Annotated in this window: 15 protein-coding genes; 12 read left to right on the top strand and 3 right to left on the bottom strand. The window is 70.1% G+C overall.

The window, feature by feature from the left end:
* Positions 1-87: 87 nt before the first annotated feature.
* The 9 genes from VGC56_RS03220 (at position 88) to VGC56_RS03260 (ending at position 8,168) form a co-directional block, all read left to right on the top strand.
* Complete coding sequence (locus VGC56_RS03220) at positions 88-891, top strand: MipA/OmpV family protein (protein ID WP_464123258.1); 804 nt, start codon at positions 88-90, stop codon at positions 889-891.
* Between the two features lie 46 nt (positions 892-937).
* On the top strand, positions 938-2,200 hold the full coding sequence (locus VGC56_RS03225; RefSeq protein ID WP_464123259.1) for a PQQ-dependent sugar dehydrogenase: 1,263 nt from the start codon (positions 938-940) through the stop codon (positions 2,198-2,200).
* A gap of 41 nt (positions 2,201-2,241) precedes the next feature.
* The gene (locus VGC56_RS03230; protein WP_464123260.1) at positions 2,242-3,006 is read left to right on the top strand and encodes a segregation and condensation protein A; all 765 of its coding nucleotides are present in this window, start codon (positions 2,242-2,244) and stop codon (positions 3,004-3,006) included.
* Positions 3,003-3,590, top strand: coding sequence for an SMC-Scp complex subunit ScpB (scpB, locus tag VGC56_RS03235; protein WP_464123261.1), 588 nt, complete (start codon positions 3,003-3,005; stop codon positions 3,588-3,590). Before VGC56_RS03230 ends, scpB begins: the two co-directional genes overlap by 4 nt.
* Positions 3,591-3,620: 30 nt before the next feature.
* A complete protein-coding gene (locus VGC56_RS03240; RefSeq protein ID WP_464123262.1) occupies positions 3,621-3,902 on the top strand; it encodes a twin-arginine translocase TatA/TatE family subunit in 282 nt (93 codons plus the stop codon).
* Positions 3,903-3,931: 29 nt separating this feature from the next.
* On the top strand, positions 3,932-4,381 hold the full coding sequence (gene tatB, locus VGC56_RS03245) for a Sec-independent protein translocase protein TatB (RefSeq protein WP_464123263.1): 450 nt from the start codon (positions 3,932-3,934) through the stop codon (positions 4,379-4,381).
* Between the two features lie 7 nt (positions 4,382-4,388).
* Positions 4,389-6,977 (top strand): M1 family metallopeptidase, encoded by a 2,589-nt coding sequence (locus VGC56_RS03250; protein ID WP_464123264.1) that lies wholly within the window; start codon positions 4,389-4,391, stop codon positions 6,975-6,977.
* Positions 6,978-7,044: 67 nt separating this feature from the next.
* The gene (locus VGC56_RS03255) at positions 7,045-7,479 is read left to right on the top strand and encodes a BLUF domain-containing protein (protein ID WP_464123265.1); all 435 of its coding nucleotides are present in this window, start codon (positions 7,045-7,047) and stop codon (positions 7,477-7,479) included.
* A gap of 44 nt (positions 7,480-7,523) precedes the next feature.
* Positions 7,524-8,168, top strand: a complete 645-nt coding sequence (locus VGC56_RS03260) for a response regulator transcription factor (protein ID WP_464123266.1) — start codon at positions 7,524-7,526, stop codon at positions 8,166-8,168.
* A 158-nt stretch (positions 8,169-8,326) separates the two neighbouring features.
* Here VGC56_RS03260 and VGC56_RS03265 read toward each other — a convergent pair whose 3' ends face one another.
* From VGC56_RS03265 to VGC56_RS03275, 3 genes are all read right to left on the bottom strand, one after another.
* Entirely contained in the window at positions 8,327-9,880 is a 1,554-nt protein-coding gene (locus VGC56_RS03265; protein WP_464123267.1) for a PAS domain-containing sensor histidine kinase, read from the bottom strand.
* A 71-nt stretch (positions 9,881-9,951) separates the two neighbouring features.
* Complete coding sequence (locus VGC56_RS03270; protein ID WP_464123268.1) at positions 9,952-11,085, bottom strand: glutathionylspermidine synthase family protein; 1,134 nt, start codon at positions 11,083-11,085, stop codon at positions 9,952-9,954.
* The gene (locus VGC56_RS03275; RefSeq protein WP_464123269.1) at positions 11,085-11,459 is read right to left on the bottom strand and encodes a hypothetical protein; all 375 of its coding nucleotides are present in this window, start codon (positions 11,457-11,459) and stop codon (positions 11,085-11,087) included. The genes VGC56_RS03270 and VGC56_RS03275 overlap by 1 nt, the downstream gene beginning before the upstream one ends.
* A 112-nt stretch (positions 11,460-11,571) precedes the next feature.
* On the opposite strand from VGC56_RS03275, the gene VGC56_RS03280 reads away from it, so the two are divergent.
* The 3 genes from VGC56_RS03280 (at position 11,572) to VGC56_RS03290 (ending at position 16,765) form a co-directional block, all read left to right on the top strand.
* The gene (locus tag VGC56_RS03280) at positions 11,572-11,976 is read left to right on the top strand and encodes a hypothetical protein (RefSeq protein WP_464123270.1); all 405 of its coding nucleotides are present in this window, start codon (positions 11,572-11,574) and stop codon (positions 11,974-11,976) included.
* Positions 11,977-12,031: 55 nt separating this feature from the next.
* On the top strand, positions 12,032-14,281 hold the full coding sequence (locus VGC56_RS03285) for a TonB-dependent receptor (RefSeq protein WP_464123271.1): 2,250 nt from the start codon (positions 12,032-12,034) through the stop codon (positions 14,279-14,281).
* Between the two features lie 69 nt (positions 14,282-14,350).
* Complete coding sequence (locus VGC56_RS03290) at positions 14,351-16,765, top strand: PAS domain-containing protein (protein WP_464123272.1); 2,415 nt, start codon at positions 14,351-14,353, stop codon at positions 16,763-16,765.
* Positions 16,766-17,068 lie beyond the last annotated feature (303 nt).

Here is a 17,068-nt window from a genome sequence, read left to right on the forward strand (position 1 = left end):
CCGCTACGGCAAGCCCGATTCGCCGGCGCCGCGCCACCGCACAAGGAACGGCTTTCGCGAAGGCCGCCGGGATGCCATAGAAGCGCGATGAGGCTCTTGACCGTTGCCGCCGCCGCGGCCGTCGCCGCCCTCGCGGGCACCAGCGCCCTTGCGCAGGAGGGGAGCGACGTCCGCATCGCCACCGTCGGCGCTGGGGTCCAGACCGTCCCCCGCTATCCCGGTGCGCGCAACCGGGAGCTCATTCCGCTGCCGCGCTTCCTGCTCGACCGGCCCGGCGAGCCGATGCGATTCAGGGCCGCCGATCAGGGGATCGGCTTCGGCCTGCTCAGCCGCAACAGCGCGATCGATATCGGCCCCGCCGTCCAGCTGCAGTCCAGCCGCCGCGCCGGCCGCGACGTTCCCGCTGGCGTGCCCGGCGTCGGCTTTACCGTCGAGGCAGGCGGCTTCATCCAGGCGATGCTCGGCGACTCCTTCCGCGTCCGCGCGGAAGGGCGCCAGGGTATCGGCGGCCACAAAGGTGCGGTCCTCGACCTCAGCGCGGACGCGATCCTCCGCACCGCCGGCGACGCGACCGTCTTTTCGGTCGGCCCGCGCCTCCGCCTGTCCGACGGCCGCTACCAGCGCGCCTATTTCGGCGTGACCCCGGGGGCGGCGCTGGCGACCGGCCTGCCGGTCTACACGCCCGGCGCCGGCATCTACGCCGCCGGCATCTCCTCCACCATCAGCCAGAAGCTCGGCGGCCCCTGGGGCGTCTACGCTTATGCCGGCTACGACCGGCTGATCGACGATGCCGGCCGCTCACCGCTCGTCCGCCGCTACGGACGCCGCGACGATCTCTCCGGCGGCCTGGCGCTCACCTACAGCTTCAGAATGCACCTTCCCGGGCTCTGAATCGCGCCGGCGGCGTTACCGAACCGACACCGACCGGAGATCCCCGATGCGCGCCCTTCGCTACACCCTTCTTCCCGTCCTCGCCTTGCTCAGCTGCAGCGCGGGCGGCAGCGGTGGCGGCAGCGCGGTGGCGGCAGCGACCGCCGACGGCGCGCAACCGCGGACACCGCTCGCCGCCGCGCCGTTCCAGGTCCAGCCGGTCGGCACGTTCGACCATCCCTGGGCGATCGCCTTCCTCCCCGATGGCCGCGCTCTCGTCACCGAAGTGGCGGGCCGGCTGAAGCTGCGCGAGACCGACGGCCGCGTCGTCGACGTCTCCGGCATCCCCGCCGTCGCAGCGGGCGGCCAGGGCGGCCTCCTCGACGTCGCGCCGGCCCCCGATTACGCCCGCTCCGGCCTCGTCTACATCACCTATTCCGAACCCGGCGAAGGCGGCAGCGGCCTTGCCCTGGCCGGCGGCCGGCTCGTCGCCGCGTCCAGCGGCGCCCGGCTCGACGGCGTCACCGTGCTCTGGCGCCAGCTGCCGCGCGGCAAGGGCGGCCAGTTCGGCGCGATCATCGCCTTCTCGGCGGACGGTCGATATCTCTTCCTGAGTTCGGGCGAGCGCCAGCGCTTCACCCCCGCGCAGGACCCGAACCAGGCGCTCGGCAAGATCCTGCGCCTCACCCTCGACGGCAAGCCTGCTCCGGGCAATCCGGGCGCGGGCAAGACGGGCGCGGCGACCGTCTACGTCACCGATCCGCCCGAAAACACCGAGATCGCCAAGCAGACCCGCGGCCGTGCGGAGCCCGCGCCCTCCCCGAACCTCGCCCCGGCCGAGACCTGGTCGAGCGGCCACCGCAATCCCTACGGCCTCGCCTTCGCCCCCGACGGCCGGCTCTGGTCCGAGGAGATGGGGCCCCGTGGCGGCGACGAGATGAACCTCATCGAGCCGAGCCGCAATTACGGCTGGCCGCTGGTCAGCCAGGGCGACAATTACGACGGCACCCCCATCCCCCGCCACGCGACCCGCCCGGACCTGCAGCCGCCCGCCCTCTGGTGGAACCCGTCCATTTCGCCCGGCGGCATGATCTTCTATTCCGGCAAGCTGTTCCCGCAGTGGCGGGGCTCCGCCTTCATCGCCGCCCTCTCCGGTAAGGGCCTGCTCCGCGTCGCGGTGAACGGCGCCGTCGCCCGCAAGGCCGAGATGTGGGATTTCGCCACCCGCCTGCGCGATGTCGCGGAAGGGCCCGACGGCGCCCTCTACGTTCTCGAAGACGGCGGCCGCGGCAGCGGCGGTCGGCTTCTGCGCCTGACGCCGAAGTCTTAAAACCGCTTCGCATCGCGGCGGCGCAGGATTAATCTCGCGCTATGGACCCCACCGAATCCCTGTTCGAGGACGCGCCGCAGGTGCGCGAGGCGGACCGGCTGACGCTCGACATAGACGGCTGGGAAGGCCCCCTCGACCTACTCCTCACCCTGGCGCGCTCGCAGAAGGTCGATCTCGCAAAGATCTCGATCCTCGCCCTGGTCGAGCAATATCTCGCCTTCATCGCCGACGCGAAGAAGCTGAAGCTGGAGATCGCCGCCGACTATCTCGTCATGGCGGCGTGGCTCGCTTACCTCAAATCCTGCCTGCTCCTGCCCAAGGACCCGACCGCGGACCCGAGCCCGGAGGAGCTGGCGCTCCGCCTCCAACTGCGCCTGCAGCGCCTGTCGGCAATGCGCGAGGCCGGCGCCCGCCTCATCGCCCGCGACCGCATCGGCCGCGACGTCTTTCTTCGCGCCGCGCCGGAGGGACTGCGGGTGATCCGCAAGGCGGCCTGGCAGGCCGAACTCTACGACCTCATCGCCGCCTACGGCGCCGTCCGCGCCCGCAGCGAGCCCGCGGTCCACGTCGTCGCCCGGCGCCCGGTGATGACGCTGGAGGAGGCGCTGCTCCGGGTCGAGCGCCTGCTCGGCGCCAGCCTCGACTGGGCGCGGCTGGAGAGCTTCCTTCCCGAGAGCCCCGACGGCGAATATCGCAGGTCCGCCCTCGCCTCCTCCTTCGTCGCCACCCTGGAGCTCGCCCGCAAGGGCAAGCTCGAGTTCGACCAGAAGGCCCCCTTCGCCCCCCTCTACATCCGCGCCGCATGATTGAGCCCGACGACGCCGTTCGCGCCGTCGAGGCCGCCCTGTTCGCCGCAGCGGAGCCGCTCAGCGTCGGCGATCTCGGGGAGCATGTTGGGCTGGGGGTGGACGTCGCCGCCGCCCTTGCCACCCTGCAGGCTGATTATGCCGGCCGCGGCGTCAATTTGGTCGAACGCGGCGGGCGCTGGCATTTCCAGACCGCCCCCGACATGGCCCATATCCTGCGCCGCGAGCGCGAGGAGCCGCGGCGGCTGTCGCGGGCCGCGGTCGAGACGCTCGCCATCATCGCCTATCACGAGCCGGTCAGCCGGGCCGAGATCGAGGCCATCCGCGGCGTCCAGATCTCGCGCGGCACCCTGGACGTGCTGATGGAGGCGGGCTGGGTCCGCCCCGCCGGCCGCCGCGAGGTCCCGGGCCGCCCTCTCACCTACGCCACCACCACCGCCTTCCTCGCCCATTTCGGCCTGGAGAGCCGGCGCGACCTGCCCGGCATCGACGACCTCCGCGCCGCCGGCCTCCTCGACCCCATCGAGGCGGCGATGGCCGGGATGGGACAGCTCGAACTGGAAAGTGACGAGGAAGACGCCTAGGTATGCTCCAACACGTGTTGGAGATTTGAAATGGGCGGCCTCAGCATCTGGCATTGGCTTATCATGGGGATCGTGCTCCTCCTCCTGTTCGGGAAGGGCCGCTTTTCCGACATGATGGGCGATGTCGCCAAGGGCCTGAAGAGCTTCAAGAAGGGCATCTCCGAGGAGGACGAGGAGCATCGCGCCGCCGCCGCGCGTGCCGCCGAGCCGCCGCGCCGGCTGCCGGACGGCAGCACGATCGAGGTGCCGCCCGCCGAGCGGGTCGCCGATCCGCAGCCGGCGGCCAAGGCCCCGGAACCGCGCGAGCCCTGACCCGCGCTCCCGCCTGAGGGCGCTTCCCAATGTTCGATATCGCCCCGTCCGAGCTGCTAATCCTGGCGGTGGTGGCGCTCGTCTTCATCGGCCCCAAGGACCTGCCCAAGGTGATGCGGGTGGTCGGCCGCTGGGTCGCCAAGGCGCGCGGCATGGCCAGTCACTTCCGCTCCGGCATCGACGAGATGATGCGCCAGTCCGAGCTCGAGGAGCTCGAGAAGAAATGGCGCGAGGAAAATGCCCGCATCATGGCCGAGCACCCCCTCGCCGCCCCCTTCGACGCCTTCGACATCAACCCGGCCGCGGCAACGCCTGCGCTGGCGGGACCTTCTGGCGAGCCGGCCCCGCTGTCGGCTCCCGCCGAGCCGCAGCCGGTCGACAGCCCGGTTCCGGATCCGCACGTGCCGGCCGCGCGGGATGCCACGGCGCCGGAGCTGCCGCTTCCCCCCGGCGAGCGCACGCCGCGCGCGCTGCCCTGACCCGGCGGTGCGCTTCGCCCCGTTAGCGGTGCTCGCCGCCATCGCGGCACTTCTCGCCGGCCCGACGTCCGCCGCCACCACGCCCGGCGGCCTCCCGGCAAGCGTGCGGCCCGTTTCCTACGCCCTCTCGCTCCGCCCCGACGCGGCGCACATGCGCTTCTCCGGTACGGTGCGCGCCACGATCGAGGTGGACGGGCCGGCGCGGACGGTGACGCTCAACGCCGCGGGCATGGCGATCGAGCGGGTCCGCATCGACCGGCGGCCGGCGCGGGCGCGGCTGCTGACGGCGACTGAGCGGCTTGTCCTCACACCCTCCTCAACGCTCGGCCGCGGCCGCCATGTCGTCGAAATCGCCTACCGGGCGAAGCTCAACACCGCCACGTCCGGCTTCTTCGCGATGGATTCGGTCGGCAGCGACGGCCCGCACCGCACCTTGATGACCAATTTCGAGCCGACCGGCGCGCGGTGGCTGATGCCGTCGTGGGACGAGCCGCTGCTCAAGGCGACCTACAAGATCGACATCACCGTCCCCGCCGCACAGATGGCCGTCTCGAACATGCCCGTCGCGCGGACGGAAACGCTGCCCGGCGGGATGAAGCGGGTTCGGTTCGGCCAATCGCCGCGCATGGCGAGCTACCTCGCCTTTGTCGCCGCGGGCGATTTCGAGCGGCTTTCCCGCACCGTCGCCGGCGTCGACATCGGCGTCGTCGCGCTCAAGGGCAATGCCGAGCGCTGCCGCTACGCCCTCGACGCGGCGGCGCAGCTCCTCCCCTTCTACAACGATTATTTCGGCCTGCCCTATCCGCTCCCCAAGCTCGACCTCGTCGTCGCTCCGGGCACCATCTCGGGCATCGCCATGGAGAATTGGGGGGCGGTCGCCTATTCGCAAAACACCGTCTTCGTCGACCCGCACCTCTCCACCAACGAGGATCGGCAGGGCGCCTTCAACACGGTGGCGCACGAAATGGCGCACCAATGGTTCGGCAACCTCGTCACCATGCGCTGGTGGGACGATCTCTGGCTCAACGAAGGCTTCGCCTCCTGGATGGAGGTGAAGGCGATGGAGACTTTCCACCCCGATTGGCGGCCGTGGGTGATGGTCGGCGCGGTCGACCGCGAATCGGCGATGCGCGAGGACGCCAAGACGTCGAGCCACCCGGTCGTCCAGCCGATCGAAACGGTCGGGCAGTCGGAGGAGACGTTCGACTCGATCACCTACAAGAAGGGCCAGGGCAGTGTGCAGCTGGTCGAGCGCTACACCGGCGCCGACGCCTTCCGGGCGGGCCTCCGCGCCTACATGAAGGCCCATGCTTACGGGAACGCGGTGAGCGGCGACTTCTGGTCGGCGATCGAGCGGGCGTCGGGCAAGCCGGTCCGCGCCATTGCCGAGGGCTATACGAGGACGATCGGCGTGCCTCTCATCGAGGCCGGCCCCGCGGCGGCCGGGCGCCTGACCCTGCGCCAGGGCCGCTTCTCCGAGGACGGCAAGGCGCGGCCGCTTACCCTCTCGGTGCCGACCGCCGTCCGCAGCGCCGCGGGTGGGGGCGAGCGGATCGAGATGGTCCGCGGCGCCGCCCCGCAGCTCTTCGCGCCGGAAGGGCCGCCGCCTTATGTCGTCAACGCCCGCCAGCGCACCTACGCCCGCACCCTCTATCGCCCAGCCGAGCTGCAGGCGCTGATCCGCGACGTGCCGAGGCTCGACGCCGACGACCAGCTCGGCCTCCTCTACGACGGCTGGGCCCTCGCCGAGGCCGGGTACCAGCCGGTCGCGCCCCTGCTCGACACTCTCCGCCGCCTTCCCGCCGACGCCGAGCCGGGTGTGTGGCGACAGGCGCTCGAGCTTCTCGAGGAGATCGACCTCCTCCACGACGAAGGGCCGGCACGCGACGCCTATCGCCGAAGCGTCCGCGCCTTCCTCCGCCCCCTCTACGCCCATGTCGGCTGGGATGAGCGAGCCGGCGAATCGTTCAACATGCCGCTGACCCGCGCGCTGCTGCTGCGCCTCCTCGCCCGCTTCGGCGAGCCGGAGGTGCGGGCGGAAGCGATGCGCCGCTACGCCCGCTTCCTCGCCGAGCCCGATTCCGTTTCGCCGAACCTGCGCGAGGCGCTGCTCCGCATCGTCGCCATGCAGGCCGACGCGGCCACCGCCAACCACCTGTTCGCGATGCTGCGCGGCTCGCGCGACAGCCTGGAGCGCGAGATGCTCTCGCACGTCCTTACAAGCTTCGAGGATCCGCGCCTGGTCGAGCGGGCGCTCGCCTTCGCGCTGGGGCCGGACGCGCTCTCCGGTCAAGGGGCCTGGCTTGTCGACGATATCGCCAACTGGCACCCGGACGCCGCCTGGCGCTACGCCGTCGCCCACCAGGCGCAAATGCCGAAGGACAGCGAGACCGAGCTCATGTTCATGCCGATGATCGCCGAGCATTCGCACGGCGCCGAACGCGCCGCCGAGCTGATGGCCTATGCCCGCGCCCACATCCCGCGAAGCGACTGGCACACGAGCGAAGAGGCGGCGCTGGAAATCCGCGCCCGCGCCAAAGTCGCGCGCGAGTTAGTTCCGAAAATCGACAGCTGGTTCAGCTCACAGCGTTTCTAAGCCTGTTGCCGCGGGTCGGCGCCTGCTCTATCTACCTGCTTTCCCGACTGAAATAGATTGGACTCCTATGGGGATCAGGTGTCTGCTCTATGTCAGCGAGAGCTGTCTTTCGTGGCCGAAAGACGCCGCGGAGGTCGATCACATGGTCGCCGTCGCACGTCGCCGCAACGAACAGCTCTCCTTGACTGGTGCGCTCATTTATACGCGAACCCATTTCGCGCAGGTTCTTGAAGGGGAAAAGGCCGCGATCGAGGACGTCATGGCCTCGATCCGCGCCGACCCGCGGCACCGCAATCTATGCGTCGTCGCCGACGATCCTTTGGAGGAGCGATATTTTCCCGATTGGACCATGGCATATTCAGGTCCGTCCTTCTATGTAGACAGGCAGATCAGGCCGCTGCTCAGTCGCGCGACCGATCCTGCGCGCAGCCGCCGCGCCGCCGCCGGTCTCCTCGCCCTGATGCGGGAGTTTGCCGCCGGGGGAGGCGGCGCGGCGAACTGAATAGATTCTGGCCAATACCGCATAAAGGCTGTTAGCTTACCTCAATGTCGCGTTCCCAAACTGCTCAATCCCCGGCGCCCGCCACGGCGCCCGGGCGCCTCGCTTATGTCATCGACGACGATCGGGACATGCGCATGTCGCTGCGCATGCTGCTCCAGGAAGACGAGATCGACGCGCGGCCGTTCCTCTCCGCCCCCGATTTCCTCGACGCCCTCGGCGAGCTGAAGCCGGGGCCGATCCTGCTCGACGTGCGAATGCCCGGGATGGACGGTATCGCGCTCCTCGAGGCGCTGGCGGAGCGTGAGATACGCTGGCCCGTCATCATGATGACGGGTCACGCCGAAGTGCCGCTGGCGGTCAAGGCGATGAAACTGGGCGCGATCGATTTCCTCGAAAAGCCGTTCCCCCATGCCGAACTCTCCGCCCTCATGTCCCGCGCGTTCGAGATGCTCGACGCGCAGGCGGAGGAAGGAGGCCTGGCGGACGCCCGGGAGCGGCTCGACCGGCTGACGCCGCGCGAGAGGCAGATCCTCGCCGCCGTCGCCAAGGGTCATTCGAACAAAGAAATCGCGCAGGAGCTCGATCTCAGCCATCGTACCGTCGAGATGCACCGCGCGCGGATGATGCGCCGCCTCGGCGCGCGGCGGCTGTCGGACGTCATCGCCCTGGTCACCAGCGCCGCCCGCTGAGGCGATACCGTATTCGACACGGTATTGCGCGGAAACGGGTGATTGACCCAGATTGCCGATAATCACGATCGTCACTGGTCGTGACCACTGCAGGGCGGGTCCGGCTTTCCCCCCACGAGCGCCGGGCCCGCCCTTTCATTTTATGGGAAAAGGCGGCTTCAGCCGCGCCCGACGCTCGGCAGCGTGAAGCGGAAGACGGTGCCGCTGCCGTCGCCGCCGGCGCCGTCGCTCCAGATGCGACCGCCATGCGCCTCGACGATGGTGCGGCAGATGGAAAGGCCAACGCCCATCCCCTCGTCCTTCGTCGAGTTGAACGGCTCGAACAATATGTCCCGCACGGCGGGGTCGATGCCCGGCCCGCTGTCCCGCACCACGATCTCCACCATGTCGCCGCGCGGCTTGGCGCTGACGCACAGGCAGCGCGTGGCGCTCCCCTGCATCGATTCCATGGCGTTGCGCATCAGGTTCAAGAGCACCTGCTGTATCTGGATCGGATCGCCGAGCACGGCGAGCGCCGGGCTGACGTCCTGCCGGAACTCGACGTCGAGATCCGGTGCGCCCGTCCGCGCCAGCGCCCGCGCCTCCGCGATCAGTTCGACGACCAAAGCGGGCTCCTTGCGGGCATCGCCATGGACCAGCATCGCCCGCAGACGGCGGATGATGTCGCCTGCCCGGATCGAGCAGCCCGCCGCAGCCTCGATGGCGAACAGCACTTCGCCGTTGACGCCGCCGCCCGAGCGTTCGATCGACCGCGCCGCCGCCTCCAGATAATTGCTGATCGCGGACAAGGGCTGGTTGAGCTCGTGCGCCATCGCCGAGGCCATCGCCCCCATCGCGCTGACCCGCGACGCGTGGATCAGCCGGTTCTGCAGCCCGTGCACCTTCCGGTCCACCTCGTCCCGCGCCCGCCGCTCGCTGTCGATGTCGAGGATGGCGACGACGCCGCCGACCATCTTCCCCGCTGCGTCGCGTACCGGTCGGCCAGACACCCGGCCCCAGAAGAACGTGCCGTCGCCGCGCCGGTAATTGGCGTCGAGCGAGGGCTCCTCCTCGCCGTTCAGCACCATGCGGGCGAGCGGATATTCGTGGCTCTCCACGCGCCGCCCGTCGGCATGGAAGGCGACCCATTCGCCGTAGGAATGGATGTCCGGCGACGGCAGCACGGGATGGCGCAGCATCGCCTCGACATGGCGGTTGCCCTCGACGATCCGCCCGGACGGCAACTCGGCGAGGACGAGCCCGACCGGAACGGTGTCGAACACCGTGCGCAGCTGCGCCTCCCGCTCGGCGAGGGCGACCTCGGCGCGCTTGCGCTCCTCGATCGATTCCGCCGCGCAGACGATGAACTCCGGCCGCCCCGCCCCGTCGCGCACCACCGACGCCTCGACCGCCACCCAGACATGGCCGCCGCCCTTGCGCCGGTAGCGTTTCTCGAGTCGGAAGACATCGCAGCGCCCGGCAATCAGGTCCTCGTACAAAGGGAGGTTGTGGCCGAGATCGTCCGGGTGGGTGAGGTCGCGAAAATCAAGGCCGACCAGTTCGGCTTCGGGAAAGCCGGTGAGGCGGGTGAAGGCGGGGTTGACCATGATGATCCGCCCGTCGAGCGCGGTCTGGGCGATGGCGACCGCGGCGGCCTCGAAGATGCGGCGATGGAGGCCGGCCGAGGCGGAGGTTCCCGCCCCCGGGTCCATCGCCAAGCCCGCTCCGTCCATGTCTGTCTCTCCTCCCCCCGACGATGGGCGCGGCGGGCGAGAATCGCAACCTTTCGAAAGGCTTCGGCCGCTCAGCCCTGGATGATATGCGGGATGAAACGTGCGGTGTTGCCGGTGATCGGCCCGTCTTCGCGTATGCCCATCCCGGCCGGCTCGCCGTCGACGATCCAGGCGCCGATCACGGGCCGGTTCTCGCCTTCGCCGGGCAGCGGGTAGAGCGCCTGGTAGACGAAGCCTTCGGTGCCATAGTCGCCGTCGGTCGACGCCTCCGTGGCGCCGCCGCGGCGGATCTCGATATTCGCCCCCTCCCGCGCCAGCAAAGGCTTGCGGACATAGTCGCCGCCCAGCGGGTCATGGCTCGCCGGCAGCAGGTTCGGATGGTCCGGGAACATCTCCCACAAAAGGGGCAGCACCGCCTTGTTGCTCCACATCATTTTCCAGATCGGCTCGATCCAGGCGGTCTCCTCCATGCTGGCGACGGCGTTGCGGCCGAACTCCTCGTTCACCAGCCATTCCCAGGGATAGAGATGGTAGATGCCGGACATCGGCCGGCCTTCGAGGTCGGCGAAGCCCTGCCCGTCCCAGCCGATGTCGTGCATCAGGATCGGCACCGTCTTCAGGCCCGCCTGCTCGGCGAGGTCGCGCATGTAGGACACGGTCACGGTGTCCTCCCCGGCATCGTCGGCGATATGGGCGAAGTGGACGCAATCCTCGAACGAAGGCGCGATATCCTTCCACTTGGCGGCGAGCTTGTCGTGCAGGCTGTTATACTGGTCGAGGCCGGGGAACATCGCCTCCTTCCAGTCCCATTGCACCACCGCCGCCTCGAGCAAAGAGGTCGGCGTGTCGCAGTTGAACTCGAACAGCTTGGGCGGGCCCTTGCCGTCATAGCCGAAGTCGAACCGGCCGTAATTGAGCGCCGGCGGCTCCTCGTTCCACATGTCGCCGATCGCCTTGTGGGCATAATCGGGAATGCCGAAGCGGCCGAGCAGGCCGCGGTCGAGGATCGCCTGGCCGGCTTTCAGGAACAGGCCGTAGAGCTCGGCGGTGGCGCTCTCGATCTCGCCGATCTCGGCGCGCGAAAAGGCGTAGCAGGCGCTCTCGTCCCAATAAGGGCGCCCGTCCGGCGTGGTGTGCCAGATGAGGCCGAGCGCCTCGACCTTGGCCTGCCAGCCGTCGCGGGGACGAAGGGTGCGGCGGTCCATTAGCCGCCCGTTCCCGCGGCGAAATGTGCCGACGAGCCGAAGCCGCCGCGGGCGATGCTGGCGGCGCTCACCCCCGACCGGGTGAAGTGGGAACCGGCCGGCGCGGCGTAGCTGCCGCCGCGCGCCCACCCGCCCATGGCCGGGACGTAGCCGCCGCGGCCGAGATAATACCAGGCGTAATGGGTCCCGCCCGCATAAGCGGTGCGGCGGTCGCAATAGCTGTCGTCGACCCTCTTGCCCTGCGGGTCGGTGCAGACGGCGGTGTTCTCGGCGGCGGTCCAGCCGTTCTTCGCGTCGAACTTCGGCCCGCAGCCTGCCGCGAGCAAGGCGGCCGAGACCGCCGTCGTGATCCGCAATTCCCCCTTCTTGAACATCGCGCTCCCCCTCGTTGGCGTGCAAATTAGCAGGGCGGGCGCGGCGATCAACACGTCTCGTGACGGCAAGCTTCGCTTTGCGTGCGTCCCCGCCGCCGCTATGGCGCCGCGCGTGACGCGGCATTTCCCGAGTCCGAGGCCCGGCCTCCTCGCGCTCCTCCTGGGCGCGCTGATGCTGCGCATGCTGGTGCCGGCCGGCTTCATGATCGGCGCCGACGCCGCCGGCGCGCCGGCCCTCGTCCTGTGCGACGGCTACGCGCCTCCCCCGCCGCCTGCGGCGATGCCGATGATGCACGCCGGGCACCACGGTCCGCAGCACGACCCGGCGCGGCACCATGAGGCGCCCTGCCCGTACGCCGCCCTCGCGGCGCCCGTGCTGCCGCCGCTGCCACCGCTTCTAACGCCATCCGCCGCGCCTGCCGCGCCTTCAGCGCCTTCGTTTGCCCTCGCCGCCCCGGTCCGACCCGGCGCTGCGGCTCCGCCCCCTCCCGCCACCGGTCCCCCCGTCCCCGCCTGACGCCGCCGCGGCGCCGCGCGCCGCCCGCTTCACCGTCAGGGGACCGACATTTCTCATGGCCATGCCGTGCCGCGCGCCCATTTCCGCGCGCCTGATCCTGTTGGGGAGCGCGTTGCTCCCCGCCCCCGCGCTCGCACAGACCGGCGCGCTCGGACACGAAGAGACGATTATCGTCACCGGCCGCCGCGAAACGCCGGCGACGGTCGAGAGCGTCGACGCCAAGGCGCTTGCCGAAACCACCGCCCTTCTCAACCCGGAGGATGCGGTGCGCTATTTGCCGAGCCTGCTGGTGCGCAAACGCCATGTCGGCGACACCCAGGCCCCGCTCGCCACCCGCACCTCCGGCGTCGGCGCCAGCGCCCGCAGCCTCATCTATGTCGACGGCGTGCTGCTCTCGGCGCTGATCGGCAACAATAACGGCAACGCCTCGCCGCGCTGGGGCATGATCTCGCCGGAGGAGATCGCCCGCGTCGATGTGCTCTACGGCCCGTTCGCAGCGCAATATCCGGGCAATTCGATCGGCGCGGTCGTGAACGTGACGACGCGGATGCCGGACCGGTTCGAAGGCTCGCTCAAGGCCGCCACCAGCGTCCAGCGCTTCGACCTCTACGGCACCCACGGCGTCTATCCCGCCTATCAGCTGGCGGGCACGCTCGGCGGCCGCAGCGGAGACGTGCGCTGGTTGCTCGCCGCCGACCATCTCGACAGCCACGCCCAGCCGCTGGCGCTGGTGACGGTGGCACGTGGCGCGCCGGGAAGCGCCGGCACCCCGGTCCAGGGCGGCTATGCCGACGTCAGCCGCACCGGCGCGCCCGTCTGGGTGATCGGCGCCGGCGGCATCGAGGCGCAGCGCCAGGACACGATCAAGGCGAAGATCGCCTGGGACTTGACGCCGCACATCCGCCTCTCGTGGCGCGGCGGGCTCTTCCTCAACGACACCGCCGCCTCGGCCGAGACCTATCTCTCCGGCCCAGCCTATTCGGGCACGCTCAACATCGGCGGCACGCCGGCGACGGTCCCGGCGAGCGCCTTCTCCAGCAACGTCTACACCCTGGCCGAGCGGCACTGGATGCAGGCCCTCACCTTGGAGGGCAGCGCCGGCAAGTGGAGCTGGCAGGCGATCGGCTCCGTCTACAGCTTCGACAAGGACGTGCAGCGCATCCCGTCCAATTCCCTGCCGGCGGCGCAAAGCGGCGGGCCCGGCTCCATCGTCAGGATGGACGGCACCGGCTGGCAGACGCTCGACCTGGAGGCGCGGCGGGGCGGCTTCAGCGCCGGCCTCCACCACGACCGCTTCACGCTCAAAAGCAATCGCTACGCCGCGGCAGACTGGCTCCACGGCGCTGACGGCCCCGTCGTCCAGGCGGCGCGCGGGCATACCCGCACCGAGGCCGCCTGGGCGCAGCAGGCGCTGGACCTAGCGCCCCGCCTCCGCCTCACCGCCGGCGGGCGTTATGAATGGTGGAAGGCCTATGGCGGCCTCAACTACTCGGCCGCGCCGGCGCTGGCCGTGGTGCAGCCGGCGCTGTCCCGCGCCGGCTTCTCCCCCAAGGCGAGTCTGCGCTACGAACCGGCAAAGGACTGGACCCTCACCCTCTCCGCCGGCCAGGCCTACCGCTTCCCCACCGTCTCCGAGCTGTACCAGGCGGTGACCACCGGCCCGACGCTGAGCGTCCCCGATCCGCACCTCCGCCCCGAGCGCGCACGCTCGGAAGAGCTGGCGCTGGAGCACCGCACCGAAGGCGGTCACATCCGCCTGTCCGTGTTCAACGAAGCCATAAGCGACGCGCTGATCAGCCAGACGGCGCCGCTGGTCCCCGGCTCGCCGACCCTGTTCAGCTACGTCCAGAACATCCCCGCCGTCCGCACCCGCGGGCTGGAGATGGCCTTCGAGCAGCGGGGTATCGTCCTCCCACAGCTCGACCTTTCCGGCAGCGTCACCCTAACCGACCCGAGGGTGGTCCGGGACCCGGCCTTCCCGGCGGCGCAAGGCAAGCAGCTCCCGCAGGTCCCCCGCCGCCGCGCCACCCTCGTCGCCACCTGGCATGGCCCCGGCGACACCGCCTTCACCCTCGCCGGCCGCTACGCCAGCCGCGCCTTCGCCACGATCGACAATTCGGATCGTGTCGGCCACACCTTTCAAGGCTTCGAAAGCTACCTGGTACTCGACGCCCGAGCGAGCATCCCGGTCGGCCGCCACTGGCGCTGGGCGGTGGGTGTCGAGAATTTCACCAACCGCAAATACTACCTCTTCCACCCCTTCCCGCAGCGCAGCTTTACCGCCGAAATCCGGTATGGCTGGTGAGCCGTCTCGGCTTGCCAAGGCAAAGAGGGAGCGCTTAGGTCTGAAGGACTTGCACGAGGTGGGGGAAGCGTGACGAAGGCAGGCGCGGGCGGCGGTTTCGGCAGCGGCGAAGCGCGCTTCGACGCCCTTGCCGATTCGATCGACCAGATGATCTGGTCGACCCGTCCCGACGGCTTCCACGATTATTTCAACCGGCGCTGGTACGATTATACCGGAGTGCCGCCCGGCTCGACCGACGGCGAGGAATGGAACGGCATGTTCCACCCCGACGACCAGGATCGCGCCTGGTCCGTCTGGCGCCATAGCCTCGAGACCGGCGAGCCCTACCAGATCGAATATCGCCTCCGGCACCGCTCGGGCGCCTATCGCTGGGTGCTCGGCCGGGCGCGGCCGGTGCGGGGCCCCGACGGCGGCATCCTGCGCTGGTACGGCACCTGCACCGACATCGACGATCTGAAGCGTGCCGAAGAGGCGCTGCGCGAGAGCCAGGCGCGCTTCCAGGCCATGGCCGACAGCGCACCTGCCCCCGTTTGGGTGACCGGCGAGGAAGGCGTCGAATTCGCCAACCAGGCCTATCTCGACTTCGCCGGACGGCGGACCGAGGAGGTGATCGGCGCCGGCTGGTCCAGCCTGGTCCACCCGGACGACCTGCCCGGCCTTCTCGCCCGCCGCGCCGACGCGTGGGAGACGAAGGGGCCCTACACGTTCGAGGCCCGGTTCCGCCGCGCCGACGGGGCGTGGCGGCTGCTGCATGCGGTCTGCAACCCCCGACCCATGGGGCCGGGCGGTTTCGCGGGCTATGTCGGGCTCGCCACCGATATCACCGAGCAGCGGGCGGCGGAGGAGAGGTTGCGGGAGAGCGAGACGCGCTATCGCGTCGCCCTCTCCGCCGGGTCGCTCGGCGCGTGGAGCTGGGATGCCGCCACCGACGTCGTCACCCTCTCGGACGAGGCCGCGTCGCTGTTCGGGCTTGCGCCGGGGCCGCTCGCCAAGTGGAGCGACCTCGCCACCCTCATCATGGGCGAAGATGCCGCGCACACCGCGGACACGATCGCAAACTCGATCCGCACCCGCAGCGACTACAGCGTCGAATATCGGGTGGCGCGGCCCGAGGGCGGGCAGATCTGGGTGAACACCGTCGCCCGCCCGATCGTCGACGCCGACGGCCAGGTCACCGGCATGATCGGCGCGGTCGGCGACATCACCGCCCGCCGCGAGGCCGAGGCGAAGCTGCGCGAATTGAACGAGACGCTCGAGCAGAAGGTCGCCGAAGAGATTGCCCGCCGCGCCGAGGCCGAGGAGGCCCTTCGCCAGGCGCAGAAGATGGAGACCCTGGGCCAGCTCACCGGCGGCGTCGCCCACGATTTCAACAATCTGCTGCAGATCATCCGCGGCAATCTCGAAATCCTCGGCCGCAATCTGCCGGAGGAGGCGGAGCGGCTCAGGCGGGCGACCGACAATGCGATGCGCGGGGCCGAGCGGGCCGCGATCCTCACCCAGCGCCTGCTCGCCTTCGCCCGCCGGCAGCCGCTCGCGCCGAAGCCGGTCGATCTCAACAAGCTCATCTCCAGCATGACCGACCTCATCCACCGCACGCTCGGCGAGACGGTGGACGTGCGCACCGCGCTCGCCGACGGGCTGTGGTGGGTGGAGGTCGACCCCAACCAGCTGGAGAATTCGATCCTCAACCTCGCCGTCAACGCCCGCGACGCCATGCCGGACGGCGGCAAGCTCGTCATCGAGACGGCGAACGTGCGGCTGGAGGAGGGCGACTCGCCCCTCGGCGACGGCGCCGGCGGTCCATGCGTCGCCCTGCGCGTAACCGACAGCGGCTCTGGCATGGATGCGGCGACGGTCGAGCGGGTGTTCGAGCCGTTCTTCACCACCAAGGATGTCGGCAAGGGCACCGGCCTCGGCCTCTCGATGGTCTACGGCTTCGCGCGCCAGTCCGGCGGTCATGTCCGGATCACGTCCGAGCCGGGCACGGGCACGGAGGTCGCGATGTACTTCCCCCGGCTCGCCGTGTCAGCCGCGGAGGCCGAACGCGCCGAGGACGCGCCGACAGTCCCGTCCGCCGGGCGCGAGGAGACGATCCTCGTCTGTGAGGACGATGCCGACGTGCGGCTGTATTCGGCGGAGGTGCTTCGCGAGCTCGGTTATGAGGTGCTGGAAGCGGAGGACGGGGCGGCGGCGCTACGGCTCCTCGAAGCGGGCGACGGCAGGGTCGACCTGCTCTTCACCGACGTCGTCCTGCCCGGCGGCATGACCGGCGAGGCGGTCGCGGAGCGGGCGCGGGCGCTGCACCCGGCTCTGCCGGTGCTCTTCACCACCGGCTATGCCCGCAACGCCCTCGTGCACCGCGGCCGGGTCGATCCTGGAATCGAGCTGCTCACCAAGCCGTTCACCTATGCCGACCTCGCGACCCGCGTCAGGGAAATGCTCGACGCCGCGGCGCCCGTCCGCGACCGACGGGCGGGCGACTGACGACCCTACGAGGGACGGACGGCCGAGAGACGCAAAAAAGGCGGCCTCTCAGCCGCCTTTCCGTGCCGGAACTCTGAGGCTCCAGACAAATTTGAGCCCGGAGGCGCCACCGGGGGGGGGGAGGTTGGCGCGTCCGGGCTCATCTGTTGGATAGCGAGAGCGGGGGGGCAAAAGGTCACTATCCGAACAGCATAACGGCGAACCGCAAAGTCGGTTCCGCCGGAACCGCGAAAAAATTGCCGCCGACAAATTTTTTTTCGCAACCCGCCGTCGCTCCTGCCGGTTGGTCGGGCAAAGGAGCCC

The sequence above is a fragment of the Allosphingosinicella sp. genome, assembly GCF_036403745.1.
In the GTDB taxonomy this organism is placed as follows: Bacteria; Pseudomonadota; Alphaproteobacteria; order Sphingomonadales; family Sphingomonadaceae; genus Allosphingosinicella.